Origin of the sequence: Pseudomonas sp. WS 5079 (genome assembly GCF_012985465.1) — a bacterium.
Taxonomy (GTDB): domain Bacteria; phylum Pseudomonadota; class Gammaproteobacteria; order Pseudomonadales; family Pseudomonadaceae; genus Aquipseudomonas.
Genome location: NZ_JAAQWN010000002.1, coordinates 519,627 through 538,747, shown reverse-complemented (window position 1 = coordinate 538,747; position 19,121 = coordinate 519,627). Strand labels below are relative to the sequence as shown.

General features: G+C 60.1%; 25 protein-coding genes. 14 read left to right on the top strand and 11 right to left on the bottom strand.

Annotation, left to right across the window (positions count from 1 at the left end; all coding sequences use genetic code 11):
• Positions 1 to 45 precede the first annotated feature (45 nt).
• Together HBO05_RS06905 and tldD are read left to right on the top strand one after the other, a co-directional pair.
• Complete coding sequence (locus HBO05_RS06905) at positions 46 to 894, top strand: carbon-nitrogen hydrolase family protein (RefSeq protein ID WP_169950900.1); 849 nt, start codon at positions 46 to 48, stop codon at positions 892 to 894.
• Positions 895 to 910: 16 nt separating this feature from the next.
• Positions 911 to 2,353 (top strand): metalloprotease TldD, encoded by a 1,443-nt coding sequence (gene tldD / locus HBO05_RS06900; protein ID WP_169950898.1) that lies wholly within the window; start codon positions 911 to 913, stop codon positions 2,351 to 2,353.
• 45 nt (positions 2,354 to 2,398) lie between these two features.
• Here tldD and yjgA read toward each other — a convergent pair whose 3' ends face one another.
• Positions 2,399 to 2,920, bottom strand: a complete 522-nt coding sequence (yjgA, locus tag HBO05_RS06895) for a ribosome biogenesis factor YjgA (RefSeq protein WP_029291815.1) — start codon at positions 2,918 to 2,920, stop codon at positions 2,399 to 2,401.
• Between the two features lie 108 nt (positions 2,921 to 3,028).
• Between yjgA and pmbA the strand changes: the two genes are divergently transcribed.
• The 6 genes from pmbA to HBO05_RS06865 all read left to right on the top strand — a co-directional run bounded on the left by pmbA (position 3,029) and on the right by HBO05_RS06865 (position 8,300).
• Positions 3,029 to 4,375, top strand: coding sequence for a metalloprotease PmbA (pmbA, locus tag HBO05_RS06890; protein ID WP_169950896.1), 1,347 nt, complete (start codon positions 3,029 to 3,031; stop codon positions 4,373 to 4,375).
• 151 nt (positions 4,376 to 4,526) lie between these two features.
• Positions 4,527 to 4,922: a FagA protein gene (locus HBO05_RS06885; protein WP_169950894.1), complete on the top strand. Its 396-nt coding sequence runs from the start codon at positions 4,527 to 4,529 to the stop codon at positions 4,920 to 4,922.
• Entirely contained in the window at positions 4,915 to 6,291 is a 1,377-nt protein-coding gene (locus tag HBO05_RS06880) for a class II fumarate hydratase (RefSeq protein ID WP_169950891.1), read from the top strand. The genes HBO05_RS06885 and HBO05_RS06880 overlap by 8 nt, the downstream gene beginning before the upstream one ends.
• A 27-nt stretch (positions 6,292 to 6,318) precedes the next feature.
• Positions 6,319 to 6,762, top strand: coding sequence for a hypothetical protein (locus HBO05_RS06875; protein WP_170056738.1), 444 nt, complete (start codon positions 6,319 to 6,321; stop codon positions 6,760 to 6,762).
• 1 nt (position 6,763) lies between these two features.
• Positions 6,764 to 7,375, top strand: coding sequence for a superoxide dismutase (locus tag HBO05_RS06870; protein WP_169950887.1), 612 nt, complete (start codon positions 6,764 to 6,766; stop codon positions 7,373 to 7,375).
• Between the two features lie 31 nt (positions 7,376 to 7,406).
• On the top strand, positions 7,407 to 8,300 hold the full coding sequence (locus HBO05_RS06865) for a ZIP family metal transporter (protein ID WP_169950885.1): 894 nt from the start codon (positions 7,407 to 7,409) through the stop codon (positions 8,298 to 8,300).
• A gap of 121 nt (positions 8,301 to 8,421) precedes the next feature.
• Here the strand turns inward: HBO05_RS06865 and HBO05_RS06860 are convergent, their stop codons facing one another.
• From HBO05_RS06860 to HBO05_RS06815, 10 genes are all read right to left on the bottom strand, one after another.
• Positions 8,422 to 8,694, bottom strand: coding sequence for an HPr family phosphocarrier protein (locus tag HBO05_RS06860; RefSeq protein WP_170041742.1), 273 nt, complete (start codon positions 8,692 to 8,694; stop codon positions 8,422 to 8,424).
• Positions 8,695 to 8,710: 16 nt separating this feature from the next.
• Positions 8,711 to 9,568 carry an RNase adapter RapZ gene (gene rapZ, locus HBO05_RS06855; protein ID WP_169950881.1) on the bottom strand — a complete coding sequence of 286 codons (858 nt, stop codon included), beginning with the start codon at positions 9,566 to 9,568 and terminating at the stop codon, positions 8,711 to 8,713.
• A 2-nt stretch (positions 9,569 to 9,570) separates the two neighbouring features.
• Positions 9,571 to 10,035 carry a PTS IIA-like nitrogen regulatory protein PtsN gene (gene ptsN / locus HBO05_RS06850; RefSeq protein ID WP_029291796.1) on the bottom strand — a complete coding sequence of 155 codons (465 nt, stop codon included), beginning with the start codon at positions 10,033 to 10,035 and terminating at the stop codon, positions 9,571 to 9,573.
• A 12-nt stretch (positions 10,036 to 10,047) separates the two neighbouring features.
• A complete protein-coding gene (raiA, locus tag HBO05_RS06845) occupies positions 10,048 to 10,353 on the bottom strand; it encodes a ribosome-associated translation inhibitor RaiA (RefSeq protein ID WP_032860085.1) in 306 nt (101 codons plus the stop codon).
• A 75-nt stretch (positions 10,354 to 10,428) separates the two neighbouring features.
• Positions 10,429 to 11,922: an RNA polymerase factor sigma-54 gene (locus HBO05_RS06840; protein ID WP_169950879.1), complete on the bottom strand. Its 1,494-nt coding sequence runs from the start codon at positions 11,920 to 11,922 to the stop codon at positions 10,429 to 10,431.
• Positions 11,923 to 12,106: 184 nt separating this feature from the next.
• Positions 12,107 to 12,832 carry an LPS export ABC transporter ATP-binding protein gene (gene lptB / locus HBO05_RS06835; protein ID WP_029291791.1) on the bottom strand — a complete coding sequence of 242 codons (726 nt, stop codon included), beginning with the start codon at positions 12,830 to 12,832 and terminating at the stop codon, positions 12,107 to 12,109.
• Entirely contained in the window at positions 12,832 to 13,365 is a 534-nt protein-coding gene (lptA, locus tag HBO05_RS06830) for a lipopolysaccharide transport periplasmic protein LptA (protein ID WP_169950877.1), read from the bottom strand. The genes lptB and lptA overlap by 1 nt, the downstream gene beginning before the upstream one ends.
• Positions 13,352 to 13,924, bottom strand: a complete 573-nt coding sequence (gene lptC / locus HBO05_RS06825; protein WP_169950875.1) for an LPS export ABC transporter periplasmic protein LptC — start codon at positions 13,922 to 13,924, stop codon at positions 13,352 to 13,354. The genes lptA and lptC overlap by 14 nt, the downstream gene beginning before the upstream one ends.
• An 8-nt stretch (positions 13,925 to 13,932) precedes the next feature.
• Complete coding sequence (locus HBO05_RS06820) at positions 13,933 to 14,457, bottom strand: HAD family hydrolase (RefSeq protein WP_032860082.1); 525 nt, start codon at positions 14,455 to 14,457, stop codon at positions 13,933 to 13,935.
• Entirely contained in the window at positions 14,458 to 15,432 is a 975-nt protein-coding gene (locus HBO05_RS06815; protein WP_169950873.1) for a KpsF/GutQ family sugar-phosphate isomerase, read from the bottom strand.
• Between the two features lie 288 nt (positions 15,433 to 15,720).
• Here HBO05_RS06815 and HBO05_RS06810 point away from each other — a divergent pair, with 288 nt between their 5' ends.
• The 6 genes from HBO05_RS06810 (at position 15,721) to HBO05_RS06785 (ending at position 19,115) form a co-directional block, all read left to right on the top strand.
• The gene (locus tag HBO05_RS06810) at positions 15,721 to 16,530 is read left to right on the top strand and encodes an ATP-binding cassette domain-containing protein (protein WP_038443322.1); all 810 of its coding nucleotides are present in this window, start codon (positions 15,721 to 15,723) and stop codon (positions 16,528 to 16,530) included.
• Positions 16,530 to 17,327 carry a lipid asymmetry maintenance ABC transporter permease subunit MlaE gene (gene mlaE, locus HBO05_RS06805; RefSeq protein ID WP_170056740.1) on the top strand — a complete coding sequence of 266 codons (798 nt, stop codon included), beginning with the start codon at positions 16,530 to 16,532 and terminating at the stop codon, positions 17,325 to 17,327. The genes HBO05_RS06810 and mlaE overlap by 1 nt, the downstream gene beginning before the upstream one ends.
• Positions 17,327 to 17,794, top strand: a complete 468-nt coding sequence (mlaD, locus tag HBO05_RS06800) for an outer membrane lipid asymmetry maintenance protein MlaD (RefSeq protein WP_076963541.1) — start codon at positions 17,327 to 17,329, stop codon at positions 17,792 to 17,794. Before mlaE ends, mlaD begins: the two co-directional genes overlap by 1 nt.
• Positions 17,795 to 17,805: 11 nt before the next feature.
• Positions 17,806 to 18,459: an ABC transporter substrate-binding protein gene (locus HBO05_RS06795; RefSeq protein WP_169950869.1), complete on the top strand. Its 654-nt coding sequence runs from the start codon at positions 17,806 to 17,808 to the stop codon at positions 18,457 to 18,459.
• Positions 18,456 to 18,761 carry an STAS domain-containing protein gene (locus HBO05_RS06790; protein WP_169950867.1) on the top strand — a complete coding sequence of 102 codons (306 nt, stop codon included), beginning with the start codon at positions 18,456 to 18,458 and terminating at the stop codon, positions 18,759 to 18,761. Before HBO05_RS06795 ends, HBO05_RS06790 begins: the two co-directional genes overlap by 4 nt.
• 114 nt (positions 18,762 to 18,875) lie before the next feature.
• On the top strand, positions 18,876 to 19,115 hold the full coding sequence (locus HBO05_RS06785) for a BolA family protein (protein WP_010567702.1): 240 nt from the start codon (positions 18,876 to 18,878) through the stop codon (positions 19,113 to 19,115).
• Positions 19,116 to 19,121: the final 6 nt, after the last annotated feature.

Sequence of the window (19,121 nt, the reverse complement as noted above, 5' to 3'; positions counted from 1 at the left end):
CCTGTGGAGTAGCATGGCCCCATGCTTTTTTTGGAGTGTCGGCCCATGTGCTTTGCGGTAATCCAGATGGTCAGCCAGAGCGACGTCCTGGCCAACCTAGCCCAAGCCCGGAGCTTGCTGGAGCGGGCGGCGGCAGGGGGCGCGCAACTGGCGGTCCTGCCGGAAAACTTCGCCGCCATGGGCCGCCGCGACGTGGCGGCTATCGGCCGCGCCGAAGCGGTTGGCGAGGGGCCGATCCTGCCCTGGTTGAAACTGGCCGCCCGCGACCTCAACTTATGGATAGTGGCCGGTACCTTGCCATTGCCTCCCCTCGGGCAGCCCGACGCCAAGTCCAACGCCTGCTCGCTGTTGATCGACGCGCAGGGGCAGATCGCGGCCCGTTACGACAAGCTGCACCTGTTTGACGTGGATGTGGCTGACACGCGCGGTCGTTATCGTGAATCCGACGACTATGCTTACGGCAACCAAGTGGTGGTGGCCGATACGCCGGTAGGGCGTCTGGGGCTCACGGTCTGTTACGACTTGCGCTTCCCGGAGCTGTACAGCGAATTGCGCGCGGCGGGCGCCGAATTGATTACCGCGCCTTCGGCCTTTACGGCGGTAACCGGCGCGGCGCACTGGGATGTGCTGATCCGTGCTCGGGCCATCGAAACCCAGTGTTACCTGCTGGCGGCCGCCCAGGGCGGAGTACATCCGGGGCCGCGGGAAACCTATGGCCATGGGGCGATTGTCGACCCATGGGGGCGAGTGCTGGCACAACAGAATCAAGGCGAAGCGGTGTTGTTGGCCGAACGCGATAGCAGCGAACAAGCGTCGATACGGGCGCGCATGCCGGTGGCAGGCCACCGGCGCTTTTTCTCGCAGGGCGCGCAGCGACCTGCTTCAGAACGATGAATTTAAGGCCGAACCTATGAGCGAGTTGTTGTCCTCAGTCAGTGAACACCTCCTGGCGCCCGGTGGCGTGACCATCGAAAATCTGCAAACCGTACTGGGCGACCTGGCCGGGCCGGGCATCGATGCCGCAGACCTGTATTTCCAGGGCCAGATCTCCGAGTCATGGTCCCTGGAAGACGGGATCGTCAAGGATGGCAGCTTCAACATGGACCAAGGGGTTGGCGTGCGTGCGCAATCCGGTGAAAAGACCGGCTTCGCCTACAGCAATGCCATCACCCTGGAAGCCCTGGGCCTGGCCGCCCGCGCGGCGCGCTCGATTTCCCGCGCTGGGCAGAATGGCACCGTGCAAGCGTTCAGCACCCAGGACGTGACCCAGTTGTACGGCCCGGATAACCCGTTGGAAGTCATGACCCGAGCCGAAAAGGTCGAGCTGCTCAAACGCGTGGATGCTGCAACCCGTGCCCTTGACCCGCGCATCCAGCAGGTGAGCGTGAGCATGGCCGGGGTCTGGGAGCGGATCCTGGTGGCATCCACCGATGGTAGCCTGGCGGCGGATGTGCGGCCGCTGGTGCGTTTCAATGTCAGTGTGATCGTCGAGCAGAACGGGCGTCGCGAGCGCGGCGGCCATGGCGGCGGTGGGCGTACGGATTATCGCTATTTCCTCGCCGAAGACCGCGCCATGGGCTATGCCCGCGAGGCGTTGCGCCAGGCGCTGGTCAATCTGGAAGCCATCCCCGCACCGGCCGGTACGTTGCCGGTGGTGCTGGGCTCGGGCTGGTCGGGTGTATTGCTCCACGAAGCGGTAGGGCATGGCCTGGAAGGCGACTTCAACCGCAAGGGCAGTTCCGCCTACAGCGGGCGCATGGGCGAAATGGTCGCCTCCAAACTCTGCACCATCGTCGATGACGGCACGTTGGCTGGCCGCCGTGGTTCCCTGAGCGTCGACGACGAAGGGACGCCGACCGAGTGCACCACGCTGATCGAAAACGGTGTGCTCAAGGGCTACATGCAAGACAAGCTCAACGCGCGCCTGATGGGTGTGGCGCGCACCGGCAACGGTCGTCGCGAGTCCTACGCGCATTTGCCGATGCCCCGCATGACCAATACCTACATGCTCGCAGGCGAAAGCGATCCGGCAGAGATCATTGCCTCGGTGAAGCGCGGGATCTATTGCGCCAACCTTGGTGGCGGTCAGGTGGACATCACCAGCGGCAAGTTCGTGTTCTCCACCAGCGAAGCCTATTTGATCGAGGACGGCAAGATTACCGCGCCGGTCAAGGGGGCAACCCTGATTGGCAACGGCCCGGAAGCCATGAGCAAGGTGTCGATGGTCGGTAACGACCTGGCGCTGGACAGCGGGGTGGGGATGTGTGGCAAGGATGGGCAGTCGGTGCCGGTCGGTGTCGGCCAGCCAACTCTGAAAATTGATGCGATCACCGTGGGTGGCACGGGGTCGTAAGGCGTGGAGCTTCGGGTGGCGAAGACCGCCACCCGGGGAAGAGGATCAGCGCAGGCCGCGTTGAGTCTCGTCCAGCTCACGGATGTACTTGAAGATTTTACGGCTGGTGGCCGGCGCCTTGTTCTGTGCCAGTTCGTGCTGGGCCTGACGGATCAGGGAGCGCAGTTGCTGGCGGTCGGCATCCGGATAGTCCAGGACGAACTTCTCCAGTACAGCGTCGTCACCGCCGATCAGGCGGTCGCGCCAACGCTCCAGGTTATGGAAACGTTCGTTGTACTGGCGTGTGGAAGCATCGAGTTGGTCGAGCAAAGTCAGAATGGCGTCAGTGTCCTGGTCGCGCATCAGCTTGCCGATAAACATGATGTGCCGTTTACGCGCGATATTCGCCGTGTGCTTGGGTGCATCTGCCAGGGCCCGGCGCATTTCGTCGGTCAGAGGCAGTTTGGCAATCAAGTCCGGCTTGAGTGTTGTAAGGCGCTCGCCGAGATCAACCAGAGCATGCAGCTCGCGTTTGACCTGGGTTTTGCTTTTCTCCCCATCGAGGGAGTCGTCGTAAGAATCAACCATGGTGGCAGTCCGCAAAGAAACGCCGCCATGATAACCAGTCGGGGGCCGCTTGTCCGGCCCGGTCGCTCGATGGCCTTAACCGAAAGCAGAATTTGAGTGGAGAACACCATGAGTGCAGCCCAAAGCGTCGGTCCACAAGCGTTACCGGCACTGCAGGAACAAGTTGAACAGATCATCGCGGAGGCCAAGCGCCAGGGTGCCAGTGCCTGTGAAGTGGCGGTATCCCTGGAGCAGGGCCTATCGACTTCGGTACGCCAGCGGGAGGTGGAAACCGTTGAGTTCAACCGCGACCAGGGTTTTGGCATCACCTTGTATGTGGGGCAGCGCAAAGGCTCGGCCAGCACCTCGGCCAGTGGCCCGGAAGCCATTCGCGAAACCGTCGCCGCCGCCCTGGCGATTGCCAAGCACACTTCCGAAGACGAGGCCTCGGGCTTGGCGGATGCGGCCCTGATGGCGCGGGACCTGAAAGATTTCGATCTGTATCACGCCTGGGATATCACCCCCGAGCAGGCCATCGAAAAGGCCCTGGCCTGCGAAGCCGCGGCGTTCGACACCGACAGCCGGATCAAGAATGCCGATGGCACTACCCTGAGTACCCATCAAGGTTGCCGTGTGTATGGCAACAGCCACGGGTTTATCGGCGGCTACGCGTCGACACGCCATAGCTTGAGCTGCGTGATGATTGCCGAGGCCGATGGCCAGATGCAGCGTGACTACTGGTATGACGTAAGTCGCCAGGGTGAGTTGTTGGCGGACCCGGTGAGCATTGGCCAGCGCGCCGCGCAACGGGCCGCGAGCCGCCTGGGCGCACGCCCGGTGCCGACGTGCGAAGTGCCGGTGCTGTTTTCGGCGGAGTTGGCGGGTGGCCTGTTCGGCAGTTTCCTGGGGGCGATTTCCGGGGGCAACCTGTACCGCAAGTCGTCGTTCCTTGAGGGCGCGCTGGGGCAGAAGTTGTTTCCCGAGTGGCTGACCCTGGATGAGCGCCCGCACCTGATGCGCGCCATGGGCAGCTCGGCCTTTGATGGCGATGGCCTGGCAACCTACGCCAAGCCGTTTGTCGAGAACGGTGAGCTGGTGTCCTACGTGCTCGGTACCTACGCCGGGCGCAAGCTCGGTTTGCCCAGCACCGCCAACTCCGGTGGCGTGCACAACCTGTTCGTGACCCATGGCGACGAAGACCAGGCGGCGCTGCTGCGGCGCATGGGCCGTGGCTTGTTGGTGACCGAATTGATGGGCCATGGCTTGAACATGGTGACGGGGGATTATTCCCGAGGTGCGGCAGGGTTCTGGGTGGAGAATGGCGAAATTCAGTTCGCAGTCCAGGAAGTGACCATCGCCGGCAACATGCGCGATATGTTCAAACAGATCGTCGCCGTGGGTAACGATCTGGAACTGCGCAGCAATATCCGCACTGGCTCGGTGCTGATCGAACGCATGACCGTCGCCGGCAGCTAAGTACCAACCGGTTACACAACAGCGCCACCCCAAGGGTGGCGCTTTTTTTTGCCTGGAATATCCCAAGGCCGACAAAGGTATAGGTTCAAGAGCTTGTATTGATTCTCAATATCATTTAATAATAAATATCATTATCGAGTGAGCGTGGATCATGAGTTCTGTCCTGCACGAGGATCCCTACCTGGAAAGCTGGCGCTGGATGAGTCGCCAGATTCGCTGTGGGCTCAACCCTGACGAGCCGCGCCTGATCGAGCATTATCTGAACGAGGGGCGCTACCTGGCCTGCTGCACGGCTACGCACCCGTGGACCATCGCCGAGACCTCGTTCCGCCTGCTGATCGATACCGCCACCGATATCGCCTTGCCCTGGCATTGGCGCTCCACGTGCCTGGACCAGGCCTGGCGCCCGCTGCGCGACCTGGAAAACCTCTCTCACTGCGCCTGTCGCCTCAAGCGCTGGCAGACCTTTGCCTGGCAATTGGCGACTTGCGAACTGCAACCTTCGATTTCTCACTCCGACTTGGTGCAAGGATCTTCCGATGAGTAATACCCGTATCGAACGCGACAGCATGGGCGAACTGCGAGTGCCGGCCGACGCGTTGTATGGCGCACAAACCCAGCGTGCGGTGGATAACTTTCCGATCAGCCACCAGCGCATGCCGACCCAGTTCATCCGTGCCCTGATCCTGGCCAAGGCCGCGGCCGCCAAGGCCAACGTCGATCTCAAGCAGATCAGTGCAAGCCAGGGCAAAGCCATCGTCGACGCCGCCCAGGGTTTGCTGGAAGGTGACTTCATGCAGCACTTCCCTGTGGATATCTTCCAGACCGGCTCCGGCACCAGCTCCAACATGAATGCCAACGAAGTGCTTGCGACCCTGGCCAGCCGCCTGTTGGGCGAACCGGTCAACCCTAATGACCACGTCAATTGTGGGCAAAGCAGCAACGACATCATCCCGACCACCATTCACGTCAGCGCCGCGCTGGTGTTGCATGAACAGACGTTGCCGGCATTGCTGCACCTGGTTGAGGTGATCGAGCGCAAGGCGGTAGAGGTTCATCCGTTCATCAAGACCGGGCGCACTCACCTGATGGACGCCATGCCTGTACGCATGAGCCAGGTGCTCGAAGGGTGGGCGCAGCAACTCAAGGCCAATATCGCTCACTTGCAGGGCTTGTTGCCAAGCCTGCAGGCCCTGGCCCAGGGCGGTACTGCGGTAGGTACCGGGATCAATGCGCATCCTGAGTTTGCTGCGCGTTTCAGCCAGCAGTTGAGCAGCCTGACCCAGGTGCAGTTCACACCGGGTACGAACCTGTTTGCTCTGATTGGCTCCCAGGACACCGCCGTCGCCGTCTCCGGCCAACTGAAGGCCATTGCCGTGTCGCTGATGAAAATCGCCAACGACCTGCGCTGGATGAACTCCGGCCCACTCGCCGGTCTCGGTGAAATCGAGCTCGAAGGCCTGCAACCAGGCTCGTCGATCATGCCGGGCAAGGTCAATCCGGTGATTCCAGAGGCCACCGCAATGGTTGCGGCACAGGTGATCGGCAATGACAGCGTAATCACCATCGCCGGTCAGTCCGGCAACTTCGAACTCAACGTGATGCTGCCGATCATCGCCCAGAACCTGCTCAGCAGCCTGGAGCTGTTGGCCAACTCCAGTCGTCTGCTGGCAGACAAGGCCATCGCCAGCTTCAAGGTCAACGAACCCAAGCTCAAGGAAGCGCTGTCGCGCAACCCGATCCTGGTCACCGCACTCAACCCGATCATTGGGTACCAAAAGGCCGCTGAAATCGCCAAGAAAGCCTATCAACAAGGCCGGCCGGTGATTGATGTGGCGCTCGAGCACACCGACCTGCCCCGCAGCCAACTGGAAGTCCTCTTGGACCCGGAAAAGCTCACGGCGGGTGGCGTGTAATTACCGACCCTGCTTTGGAGGCTCACCATGGAGCACTGGAAACGCACGATCGAACGGGCCAATCGCTGCTTTGTGCAAGGCGAACTGGTGGATGCCCGCGAGCATTACCTGCAAGCCCTGGCCCTGGCCCAAGTGTTGTTCGAGCGCTGGGGTGATGCCGACGAGGCGGTGGCGGCCTGCGTCATTTCCCATCACAACCTGGCGGACCTGCATCTGCGCCTGAACCAGCCTGAAGAAAGCGCCGAATACCTCTGCGCCATTCACCAGCGCTTGCTGCAGACCATGCAGGACACCCGGCTGCCTCAAGCATTGCGCGAGGCAGCCTTGCGCCAGAGCAGCAAGACCTACGTCGAACTGTTGAATTTCATCAGCGATCACGGCGAGTACCCCCGTACCCATCGCTTGCTGGGCAGCAATACGGCGCAGACGGATGCGCCGACCCGCAACAGCCCTTTCTATGGAGCACATTGATATGTCCTACACCTTGCCTGCCTTGCCTTACGCCTACGACGCCCTGGAACCGCATATCGATGCGCAAACCATGGAAATCCACTACACCAAGCACCACCAGACCTACATCAACAACCTCAATGCCGCCGTCGAAGGCACCGAGTTCGCCGGCTGGCCCATCGAGAAACTGGTCTCCAGCGTCCAGCAACTGCCGGAAAAACTGCGCGCAGCGGTGATCAACCAGGGGGGCGGGCATGCCAACCACTCGTTGTTCTGGGCGGTCATGTCGCCCAAAGGCGGCGGCAAGCCCGAAGGCGCCCTGGGCCAGGCGATTGATGCGCAGTTGGGTGGCTTTGATGCCTTCAAGGAGGCCTTCACCAAAGCTGCGCTGACCCGCTTCGGCAGTGGTTGGGCTTGGCTGAGCGTGACCCCGCAAAAGACCCTGGTGGTCGAGAGCAGTGGTAACCAGGACAGCCCGTTGATGAACGGCAATACGCCGATCCTCGGTCTGGACGTCTGGGAGCACGCCTACTACCTGCTATATCAGAACCGCCGTCCTGAATACATCAACGCTTTCTACAGTGTTATCAACTGGCCGGAAGTCGCTGAGCGCTACCAGGCTGCACTGGCTTAATGCCCTCTCATAACAAGACCTAAGGCCGACTATGGGCACTGAAACACTGGCGATCAGCAGCGTACGAATGTTCCGCTATGCGTTTGGCTCGCTGCTGCTATTGGCGGGAACTGCATTGCTGGTGGCCCACGGGCTGGCCTGGCTGAACCTCGAGCCGCGGATCCTGCGTGCCCTGCAAGGTGGCGCAATCTGTGCCCTGGGCACTGCATTGGGCGCGGTGCCGGTACTGGTGATCCGGCGGATGCCGTTGGCGGTCAGCGACACACTGCTGGGGTTTGGCGCTGGCGTGATGTTGGCGGCGACCGCGTTTTCGCTGGTCGTGCCGGGGATTGCCGCCGCTGAAAACCTGGGGCTCAGCCCCTGGGCGTCCAGCGGCCTGATCAGCTTCGGCATCATGCTGGGCGCCTTCGGCCTGTTTCTGGTGGACCGCAAGGTCTCCGGTGCCAGTCCGGAGCTGCTGGTTGGCACCCCTGACAAACCGGTAATTCCACCACGCATCTGGCTGTTTGTATTTGCCATTATTGCCCACAACATCCCCGAAGGCATGGCGGTGGGCGTCTCGGCGGGGGGCGGCATGCCCGATGCCGACAGCCTGGCCATGGGCATCGCCTTGCAGGATGTACCGGAAGGGTTGGTGATCGCGTTGGTGTTGGCTGGGGCGGGGATGTCGCGGGTCAAGGCCTTCTTGATCGGCGCGGCATCCGGGCTGGTGGAACCGGTGTTTGCCGTGCTGTGTGCCTGGTTGGTCAGCCTAGCCGAGATGCTGCTGCCTTTGGGCCTGGCCCTGGCGGCGGGGGCGATGCTATTGGTGGTGACTCATGAAGTGATCCCCGAGTCGCGCCGCAATGGCCATGACAAGCTCGCCAGCCTGGGGTTGTGCATTGGGTTTTGCTTGATGATGGCAATGGATACAGCGCTGGGCTGATGCCTAGCGCAAACCCAATGTAGGAGCTGGCTTGCCTGCGATGCAGGCACCTCGGCTTTTCGTCTAGACCGAGGTGATGCTATCGCAGGCAAGCCAGCTCCCACGCAAGCCCGTACAGGGGCTATTCGCCTTCATCGAAGTAATTGTTGATCAACTTCACCAGCGCATCCAGCGCTTCCTGCTCCTGCTCACCTTCGGTCTTCAGATGAATCTTGGTGCCCTTGCCTGCGGCGAGCATCATCATGGCCATGATGCTTTTACCATCGACCATGGACTCCGGTGTACGCCCGGCACGCACCTGGCAAGGAAACTGGCCCGCTACCCCGACAAATTTAGCCGACGCGCGGGCATGCAGGCCCAGTTTGTTGATGATTTCAATTTCCAGAGCGGGCATCGCGAAGGTGTTCCTTTCAGCTGAGGTCGCGGTGGCGAACCTGGACATTCTTGAGGGTTTTCTGCAAGACCTGGCCCAGCCGCTCGGTCAGGTAGACGGAGCGGTGATGCCCGCCGGTACAGCCGATAGCGATGGTGACGTAGGCCCGGTTGCTGGCGGCAAAGCGCGGTAGCCACTTGAGCAGGTAGCTGGAGATGTCCTGGAACATCTCTTCCACATCCGGTTGCGCCGCCAGGTACTCGGCAACCGGTAGGTCCAGCCCGGACTGATCGCGCAGTTCCGGCTTCCAATAAGGGTTGGGCAGGCAACGCACGTCAAATACCAGGTCGGCGTCTACCGGCATGCCCCGCTTGAAACCAAAGGATTCAACCAGGAAGGCCGTGCCCGGTTCCGGTTGGTTCAGCAGGCGCAGCTTGATGGCGTCACGCAGCTGGTAAAGGTTCAGGCTAGTGGTATTGATCTTGAGGTCGGCCAAATCGATGATCGGCCCCAACAGCTTGGTCTCGTCTTCGATGGCTTCGGCCAGCGAGCGGTGTGGGCTGCTCAGCGGGTGGCGGCGACGGGTCTCCGAGAAGCGCTTGAGCAGCGTTTCTTCGTCGGCGTCCAGGTACAGCACGTCGCAATGAATATGCTTGGCACGTACCTCTTCAAGCAATTCCGGGAATCGCGTGAGGTGGCTGGGTAGGTTGCGTGCGTCGATCGAAACGGCCACCAACGGTTGCGCCAGTTCAGTATGGATCAGCGCGCGCTCGGCCAGCTCGGGCAGGAGGCCGGCCGGCAAGTTGTCGATGCAATAGAAGCCGTTGTCCTCTAGCACATTGAGGGCCGTACTTTTACCTGAGCCGGAACGCCCGCTGACGATGATCAAACGCATGATTACTGCCCGCTTTGCTCATCCAGGACAACCTGATACAGCGCTTCATTGGTGCTGGCGCTACGCAGTTTCTTACGTACTTCTTCACGGTCGAGCATGCTGGCGATCTGCCGGAGCAGCTCCAGGTGTGCATCGGTGGCCGCTTCCGGGACCAGCAGGACGAACAGCAGGTCAACCGGAGCGCCATCGATGGCGTCGAAATCAGTGGGGGCGTCCAGGTGCAGCAGGGCGCTTACCGGTGTTTCACAGCCTTTGAGGCGGCAATGAGGAATAGCGATGCCGTTGCCAAAACCGGTCGAGCCAAGTTTTTCACGGGCGATCAGGGCCTCATACACGTCTTGCATCACCAGTTCAGGCACTTCGCGGCTGATCAGGTTGGCAATCTGTTCGAGGGCTTTCTTTTTACTGCCGCCCGGCGCGTTCACGAGGGAACGGCCGGGGGTCAGGATGGTTTCAAGTCGAATCATGGGTGGGGAGTGTTAGCGGCCTGTGCCTTGAAGAAGGCTCTGCTGCTTTTCCTTATGCTTTTTGATTTGGCGATCCAGCTTGTCGGTCAGGTCGTCAATGGCGGCATACATGTCTGAATGCTCTGCATTGGCGACTACTTCCCCGCCGGGTATACGCAAGGTGGCTTCGATTTTCTGCTTCAGCTTTTCGACAGACATGATGACTTGCACATTGGTGATCTTGTCGAAATGCCCCTCAATTCGTTTGAGTTTTTCGCTGATGTAGGCGCGCAGCGGTTCGGTCACTTCCAGTTGGTGTCCACTGATGTTGACTTGCATACAGCTTCTCCTTCGTTGCCAGTGCATAAAGCGGCGGGTAGGGATACCCGCCACTGGAACGCTGTGGCCTGCCCGTCACATCAACCGCTTACGCTCGCTGGAAGGCGCGATCCCAAGGGACTCGCGGTACTTGGCGACGGTTCGACGGGCGACCTGAATGCCTTGTGCTTCCAGTAAACCAGCGATCTTGCTGTCACTCAACGGCTTTTTCTGATTTTCCGCCGCAACCAGTTTTTTGATGATCGCGCGGATCGCCGTGGACGAGCATTCGCCGCCCTCGGAGGTGCTGACGTGGCTGGAGAAAAAGTATTTCAGCTCATATATACCCCGTGGGGTATGCATGAATTTCTGCGTAGTGACCCGGGAAATAGTCGATTCATGCATGCCGACTGCCTCGGCAATGTCATGCAGCACCAATGGCTTCATCGCTTCGTCGCCGTACTCCAGGAAGCCGCGCTGATGCTCGACGATCTGGGTGGCCACTTTCATCAGGGTCTCGTTGCGGCTTTGCAGGCTCTTGATGAACCAGCGCGCTTCCTGCAACTGGTTGCGCATGAACGTGTTGTCGGCACTGGTATCGGCCCGGCGCACGAAGCCTGCGTACTGCGGGTTGACCCGCAGGCGTGGCACCGATTCCTGGTTCAGTTCCACCAGCCAGCGCTCGTTGTCCTTGCGCACAATTACGTCAGGTACGACATATTCGGCTTCGCTGGACTCGATCTGCGAGCCTGGGCGCGGGTTGAGGCTCTGTACCAGTTCGATGATCTGGCGCAGGTCATCTTCCTTGAGCTTCATCCGCCGCATCAACTGGCTGTAGTCGCGGCTGCCCAACAGGTCGATGTAGTCGGTGACCAGGCGTTGGGCCTCGGTCAGCCAAGGTGTCTTGGCGGGCAGCTGGCGCAATTGCAGCAACAGGCACTCGCTGAGGTTGCGCGCGCCAATGCCGGCAGGCTCGAACTGCTGGATGCGGTGCAGGACCGCTTCGATTTCGTCCAGCTCGATATCCAGCTCCGGGTCGAAGGCCTCGAGGATTTCTTCAAGGGTTTCGTCCAGGTAGCCCTGATTGTTGATGCAGTCGATCAGGGTCACGGCGATCAGGCGATCGGTGTCGGACATCGGGGCAAGGTTCAGTTGCCACAGCAAGTGGCTCTGCAGGCTTTCGCCGACGGAGGTGCGGGTGGTGAAGTCCCACTCGTCATCATCGTTGCTGGGCAGGCTGCTGGCGCTGGTCTGGTAGACATCTTCCCAGGCCGTATCCACCGGCAGTTCATTGGGGATGCGTTCGTTCCATTCGCCTTCTTCCAGGTTATCCACCGTGGGTGCGGTTTCCTGGTAGGACGGTTCCTGGACGTCAGTGTTGGGTTTTTGCTCTATGTTGTCGGCCAGCGGGTCGGCATTATCGAAGTCGTCGCCTTCTTCCTGGCGTTCGAGCATCGGGTTGGACTCCAGGGCCTCCTGGATTTCCTGTTGCAGGTCCAGGGTCGACAATTGGAGCAGGCGGATGGCCTGTTGCAGCTGCGGTGTCATCGTCAGCTGCTGGCCCATTCTCAGGACTAGCGATGGTTTCATGGCAGGGGCTTAACACCTTATTCGCCGGCGCAATGCGCCATCCACGACAGGGCGCGTGAGCGCCAAACATAAGCAAATTATATGCCTGATATCGGGGGCTTTGCCTAGAGCGCGGTAACAATAAAAATAATGAGGTTTTTATTGACTCCCGCGCCTGATGGCGAATGTCCTGACACCCCAGCGCTTACAGGCGGAACTCGTGCCCCAGGTACACTTCCTTGACCAGTTCGTTGGCCAGGATGGTGGCGGAGTCGCCTTCGGCAATCAGTTGGCCGTCGTTGACGATGTAGGCGGTTTCGCAGATATCCAGGGTCTCACGCACGTTGTGGTCGGTGATCAGTACGCCGATCCCCTTGGCCTTGAGGTGATGGATGATCTGCTTGATGTCGCCTACCGAAATCGGGTCGACACCGGCGAAGGGTTCATCCAGCAGGATGAACTTCGGTGCAGTGGCCAGGGCGCGGGCGATTTCCACGCGACGGCGCTCGCCGCCGGACAGGCTCATGCCGAGGTTGTCGCGAATGTGGTTGATGTGGAACTCCTGCAGCAGGCTTTCCAGCTCCTGGCGGCGTCCGTCGCGATCCAGTTCCTTGCGGGTTTCAAGGATCGCCATGATGTTGTCGGACACCGACAGTTTGCGGAAGATCGACGCCTCCTGGGGGAGATAGCCGATCCCGGCACGTGCACGACCGTGCATGGGCTGGTGGCTGACGTCCAGGTCGTCGATCAATACGCGACCCTGGTCCGCCTGGACCAGGCCGACAATCATGTAGAAGCAGGTGGTCTTGCCGGCACCGTTGGGGCCAAGCAGGCCGACGATCTGGCCGCTGTCGATCGACAGGCTGACGTCGCGCACGACCTGACGGCTTTTATAGGCCTTGGCCAGATGCTGGGCTTTCAGGGTTGCCATTACTGGGCCTTCTTCTTCGGCTGGATAACCATGTCGATGCGCGGACGTGGCGCAGTGACCTTGGTGCCATTGGCGCGGCCGGCAGTGGCGACCTGCTTGACGGTGTCGTAGACGATTTTCTCGCCTTCGGTCGAGTTGCCGTCACTGCTGATCACTTTGGCGCGGTCGGTCAGTACGATGCGATTCTGCGGGGCATGGTACTGGATGGTCACGCCGTAGCCCTTGATCGGAGCTGGGTCGGTCGCCGCCTGTTGCTGCTCGAAATAGGCCAGGTTGCCCACCGAGGTCACGACGTCGATGTCGCCAGCCGGGGTGCGGGTAAGGGTTACGGTATTGCCGGTAATCTTCATCGAGCCTTGAGTGATGATTACGTCGCCCTTGTAGGTCGCGATACCTTGTTTGTCATCCAACTGCGCATCGTCAGCCTGAATGTGGATCGGTTGCTGGCTATCGTTCGGCAGAGCCCAGGCGCTCACGCTTCCCAGTGCTGCGCCCAGACCGAGCAAAATAGGGAGGGTTTTAACGAGCCTCATACTGTCCTCTTACGTTCGATAGCAGGTGTATCCTGCTTTCTTTCAAATACGCTTTCATTCCCTTGCCAGTCGATACACCGCCAGCGCCGTCGATTCTAACGTCTTGCTCGGTCTGCGCATATTGCTTCTGTGGGAATACGGTCATGCGACTGCTGGTAATAATGGTGTCGCGGTTCTGGGCGTCAGTGCGGGCAACACGCACCGAGTCGATCAGCTCCACTTCGGTACCGTCCGGGTTGACCTCGCCACGCTTGCTGGTGACGTGCCACGGAAATTCGGTGCCGCGATACAGGTTCAGGTCCGGATTGGTCAGCAGTGTGACCTCCGAAGCCTTCAGGTGTTCGACCTTGTCCGACGTCATTTCGTACTGCACCTTGCCGTCTGGCAGGAACTGCACGCTGTAGGCGTTGGTGGCGTAATAGTCGATGGCGCCCTGGTCGACCTGCGCGACAGGCTGGTCGAGGAAGCGCTCCGGGCTGATATTCCAGTAGCCCACCGCGAGGAACAGCGCGGCGATGGCTCCGAATATCAGGAAGTTGCGAATCTTTTTGCTCAGCATAGAAGGCTCTATAGGTAGGCGGCGTGGGCCGCTTCAAGGCTGCCCTGGGCGCGCAGGATCAACTCGCAGAACTCGCGCGCGGCACCTTCGCCGCCACGGGCCTGGGTAATGCCGTGGGCGTGTTCGCGAACAAATGACGCGGCATTGGCCACCGCCATGCCCAGGCCGACGCGGCGAATCACCGGCAAGTCAGGTAAGTCGTCACCCAGATAGGCGACCTGCTCATAGCTTAGGTTGAGTTTCCCAAGAAGCTCATCCAGGACCACCAGTTTATCCTCGCGGCCCTGATACAGGTAAGGAATCCCCAGGTTTTGTGCGCGGCGTTCCACGACCGGGGTCTTGCGACCACTGATAATCGCGGTTTGCACGCCAGAGGCCATCAGCATCTTGATGCCCTGGCCGTCCAGCGTGTTGAACGTCTTGAATTCACTGCCGTCTTCGAGGAAGTACAGGCGGCCATCGGTCAGCACGCCGTCCACATCGAAAATTGCCAGTTTGATGGCCTTGCCCCGTTGCAACAGGTCGTTGCTCATTTACATCACTCCTGCGCGCAGCAAATCGTGCATGTTCAGGGCGCCAATCGGATGATCGGCATCATCGACCACCACCAGGGCGCCGATTTTATGGTCTTCCATGATCTTCAGGGCTTCCGCCGCGAGCATTTCGGCGCGGGCGGTCTTGCCGTGGGGGGTCATGACTTGATCGATAGTCGCGGTATGGATATCGATGGTGCGGTCCAGGGTGCGACGCAGGTCGCCGTCGGTGAACACCCCGGCCAGGCGCCCGTCGGCCTCGAGGATCACGGTCATGCCCAGGCCCTTGCGGGTCATTTCCATCAGCGCGTCCTTGAGCAGGGTGCCGCGCTGTACCTGTGGCAGCTCATCGCCAGCATGCATGACGTTTTCCACTTTCAGCAGCAGGCGACGGCCAAGGGCGCCACCCGGGTGGGAAAAGGCGAAGTCTTCGGCAGTAAAACCACGGGCTTCCAGCAGGGCTACGGCTAGCGCGTCGCCCATGACCAGGGCGGCGGTGGTGGAGGAGGTCGGCGCCAGGTTCAGTGGGCAGGCTTCATGGGTCACATGCACGTTCAGGTTCACTTCGGCGGCCTTGGCCAGCGTCGAGTCCGGGTTACCGGTCATGCTGATCAGCTTGATGCCCAGGCGCTTGATCAGGGGCAGCAGGGTCACGATTTCGTTGGTGGTGCCGGAGTTGGACAGGGCGACGATCACGTCGTCGCGGGTAATCATGCCCATGTCACCGTGGCTGGCTTCGGCCGGGTGCACGAAAAAAGCCGTGGTGCCGGTGCTCGCCAGGGTGGCGGCAATCTTGTTGCCGACATGGCCTGACTTGCCCATGCCGACCACGACAACCCGGCCTTTACTGGCCAGGATCATCTCGCAGGCGCGTACGAAATCTGCGTCGATATGGGCCAGCAAGCCTTCTACGGCTTCAAGCTCGAGGCGGATGGTGCGTTGTGCGGATTGAATAAGGTCGTTGGATTGGCTCATGTCTGAAATCGTATAGCCTGACGAAAAGTCGGCGATTATAGCGGGATTGAGCAATTCCCTCACGCAAGTTCGTCAGCTGTTGTTCTTCTAGAGAGTGAGATCAGTCCCAAATGCGCTTTTTACCTGTCCTGTTTCTGAACAAGCGCTGCTGCGGCCTTGGGCGCTCTACGTCAGCAGTGATATAGTTCGCCGCCAGTTCGGTCCGCGCAGCGCACATGTGTCTAACTGTCGCAAGCAGTTGTCCCAAGCATGGTGTCTGAGTGAGAAGCTGCATCCCAAGGAGTTTAGATGAGTGCCGATAACGCCTACGCGGTCGAGCTGAAGGGCCTTTCCTTCAAGCGCGGTACGCGCAGCATCTTCAATAATGTCGATATTCGCATTCCCCGCGGCAAGGTGACGGGTATCATGGGCCCTTCCGGTTGCGGCAAGACGACTCTGCTGCGCCTGATGGGCATGCAGTTGCGTCCGACTGCCGGGGAGGTCTGGGTCAATGGCCAGAACCTGCCGACCCTGTCGCGCAGCGACTTGTTCGATGCGCGCAAGCACATGGGGGTGCTGTTCCAGAGCGGCGCTCTGTTCACCGACCTCGATGTTTTCGAAAACGTCGCGTTCCCGCTGCGAGTGCACACCCAGCTGTCCGAAGAAATGATTCGTGACATTGTTTTGTTGAAGCTGCAGGCCGTCGGCCTTCGCGGTGCCATCGACCTGATGCCAGATGAACTCTCCGGCGGTATGAAGCGGCGTGTCGCCCTGGCGCGGGCGATTGCGCTCGACCCGCAGATCCTCATGTATGACGAGCCGTTCGTCGGCCAGGACCCTATCGCCATGGGCGTCCTGGTGCGCCTGATCCGCCTGCTCAACGATGCGCTGGGCATCACCAGTATCGTGGTTTCCCACGACCTGGCCGAAACCGCGAGCATTGCCGACTACCTCTATGTGGTCGGCGATGGCCAGGTATTGGGCCAGGGCACGCCTGAAGAGCTGATGAACGCTGATAACCCGCGCATTCGCCAATTCATGACCGGCGATCCTGATGGCCCGGTGCCTTTTCATTTTCCGGCAGCGGATTACCGCGCAGATCTCCTGGGGAAGCGCTGATGCGCAAGACATCTTTAATCGAGAAGGTTCGCCTTTTCGGTCGTTCCGGCATCGACATTGTCGAAGTGCTCGGGCGTTCGACGATTTTCCTGTTTCACGCCTTGCTGGGCCGCGGCAGTATCGGCGGCGGTTTTGGCTTGCTGCTCAAGCAGTTGCACTCGGTGGGCGTGATGTCCCTGGTGATCATCGTGGTCTCCGGGGTTTTCATCGGCATGGTGCTGGCGTTGCAGGGCTTCAATATCCTGTCCAGCTACGGTTCCGAGCAGGCGGTGGGGCAGATGGTTGCGCTGACGCTGCTGCGTGAACTGGGGCCGGTGGTCACCGCGTTGCTGTTTGCCGGGCGCGCCGGTTCTGCGTTGACTGCGGAGATCGGCAACATGAAGGCCACCGAGCAGTTGTCCAGCCTGGAAATGATCGGCGTGGACCCGCTCAAGTACATCGTTGCCCCGCGCCTGTGGGCCGGCTTCATTTCCCTGCCTCTGCTGGCGATGATTTTCAGCGTGGTCGGGATCTGGGGCGGCTCATGGGTGGCAGTGGACTGGCTGGGGGTCTACGACGGCTCCTACTGGGCCAACATGCAAAACAGCGTGACGTTCAGCGGTGACGTGCTCAATGGCATTATCAAGAGCATCGTCTTCGCCTTCGTCGTGACTTGGATCGCCGTATTCCAAGGCTATGACTGTGAGCCCACTTCAGAAGGGATCAGTCGTGCCACCACCAAGACCGTTGTGTACGCCTCGCTGGCGGTACTGGGTCTTGACTTCATTTTGACCGCCTTGATGTTTGGAGATTTCTGATGCAAAACCGCACTGTGGAAATCGGTGTCGGCCTTTTCTTGCTGGCTGGCATCCTGGCTTTACTGTTGCTTGCCCTGCGAGTCAGCGGCTTGTCGGCCAGCTCCAGCGCCGACACCTATAAACTTTACGCCTACTTCGACAATATCGCCGGTTTGACGGTCAGATCCAAAGTGACCATGGCCGGTGTGACCATCGGCAAGGTCACGGCAATCGATCTGGACCGCGACAGCTTCACCGGCCGAGTGACCCTGCAACTGGACAAGAAGGTAGATAACCTGCCGACTGACTCCACGGCGTCTATCCTCACGGCGGGTCTGCTGGGCGAGAAGTACATCGGTATCAGCGTGGGCGGGGAAGAAGCCTTGCTCAAGGATGGTTCGACCATTCATGACACACAGTCGTCGTTGGTGCTGGAGGACCTGATCGGTAAATTCCTGCTTAATACGGTTAGTAAAGACGCCAAATGAGGAGTTTGTTCATGATCTCAACCTTGCGACGTGGCCTGTTGGTGCTGTTGGCAGCCTTGCCATTGATGGCTAACGCCGTGGCAGCGCCTTCGGCGCACGACATAATTGATAGAACCACCAAAGAGCTGCTGGCTGACCTTGCCGCAAACAAAGAGCAGTACAAGCAGAGCCCAAGCGCGTTCTACGATGCCCTCAACGGTATCGTGGGCCCGGTGGTCGATGCTGATGGCATCTCCCGCAGCATCATGACCGTCAAGTACTCGCGCAAGGCCACGCCTGCGCAGATGCAGCGCTTCCAGGAAAACTTCAAGCGCAGCCTGATGCAGTTCTACGGCAACGCCCTGCTGGAATACAACAACCAGGGTATCGTCGTATCTCCGGCCAAGGATGAGTCTGGCAACCGTACCAGCGTGGATATGCAGGTCAAGGGCAACAATGGCTCGATCTACCCGGTTTCCTACACCCTCGAGAAAATCAACGGTGAATGGAAAGTGCGCAACGTGATCATCAACGGCATCAACATCGGCAAGCTGTTCCGTGACCAGTTCGCCGATGCCATGCAGCGCAATGGCAACGATCTGGACAAGACCATCGATGGTTGGGCCGGCGAAGTGGCCAAGGCCAAGGAAGTGACCGAAGAAGCCGCAGAGAAGCAGGCCCCATGACTGAGTCGGCTGTTCGTCAAGGCCAGGCCGGCGAGCTGCTCTTGAGTGGCGTGCTCGACTACAGCACCGGGCCGGCCCTGCGCAAGCAGGGCCAGGCGCTGATCAATGCCAGCACTGCGTCGGCAGTGGTTATCGACTGCTCGGCGGTGGTGAAGTCCAGCAGTGTTGGCTTGTCATTGCTCCTGTGTTTCCTACGCGACGCCGCGGCGGTCAACAAACCTGCCAGTATTCGTGCATTACCCGAGGATATGCGGGAAATTGCCCAGGTTTGCGGTCTGGCCGAGCTGTTGGCGCATCCTTAATACACATTATTGAAGAAGCCCCCCGTCAGAGTCCTGCTATGCGGGGTTCGCAGGCGCGGGGCTTTTTTGTATGATGTGCGACCCGCGCGCACTGGGCGCCGATAGAGGTTGAGCATGCAGGCCCTAGAAGTTAAAAGCTTCCTTGAAGGAAAGCTGCCGAATACTGAGGTTGCAGTTGAAGGCGAAGGCTGCAATTTCCAGCTGAACGTGATTAGCGATGAACTGGCGGCATTGAGCCCGGTCAAGCGTCAGCAGCAGATCTATGCCCATTTGAACCCGTGGATCACCGATGGCAGCATCCATGCGGTCACTATGAAATTTTTCAGCCGCGCGGCCTGGGCCGAGCGCACCTGAGCCCCC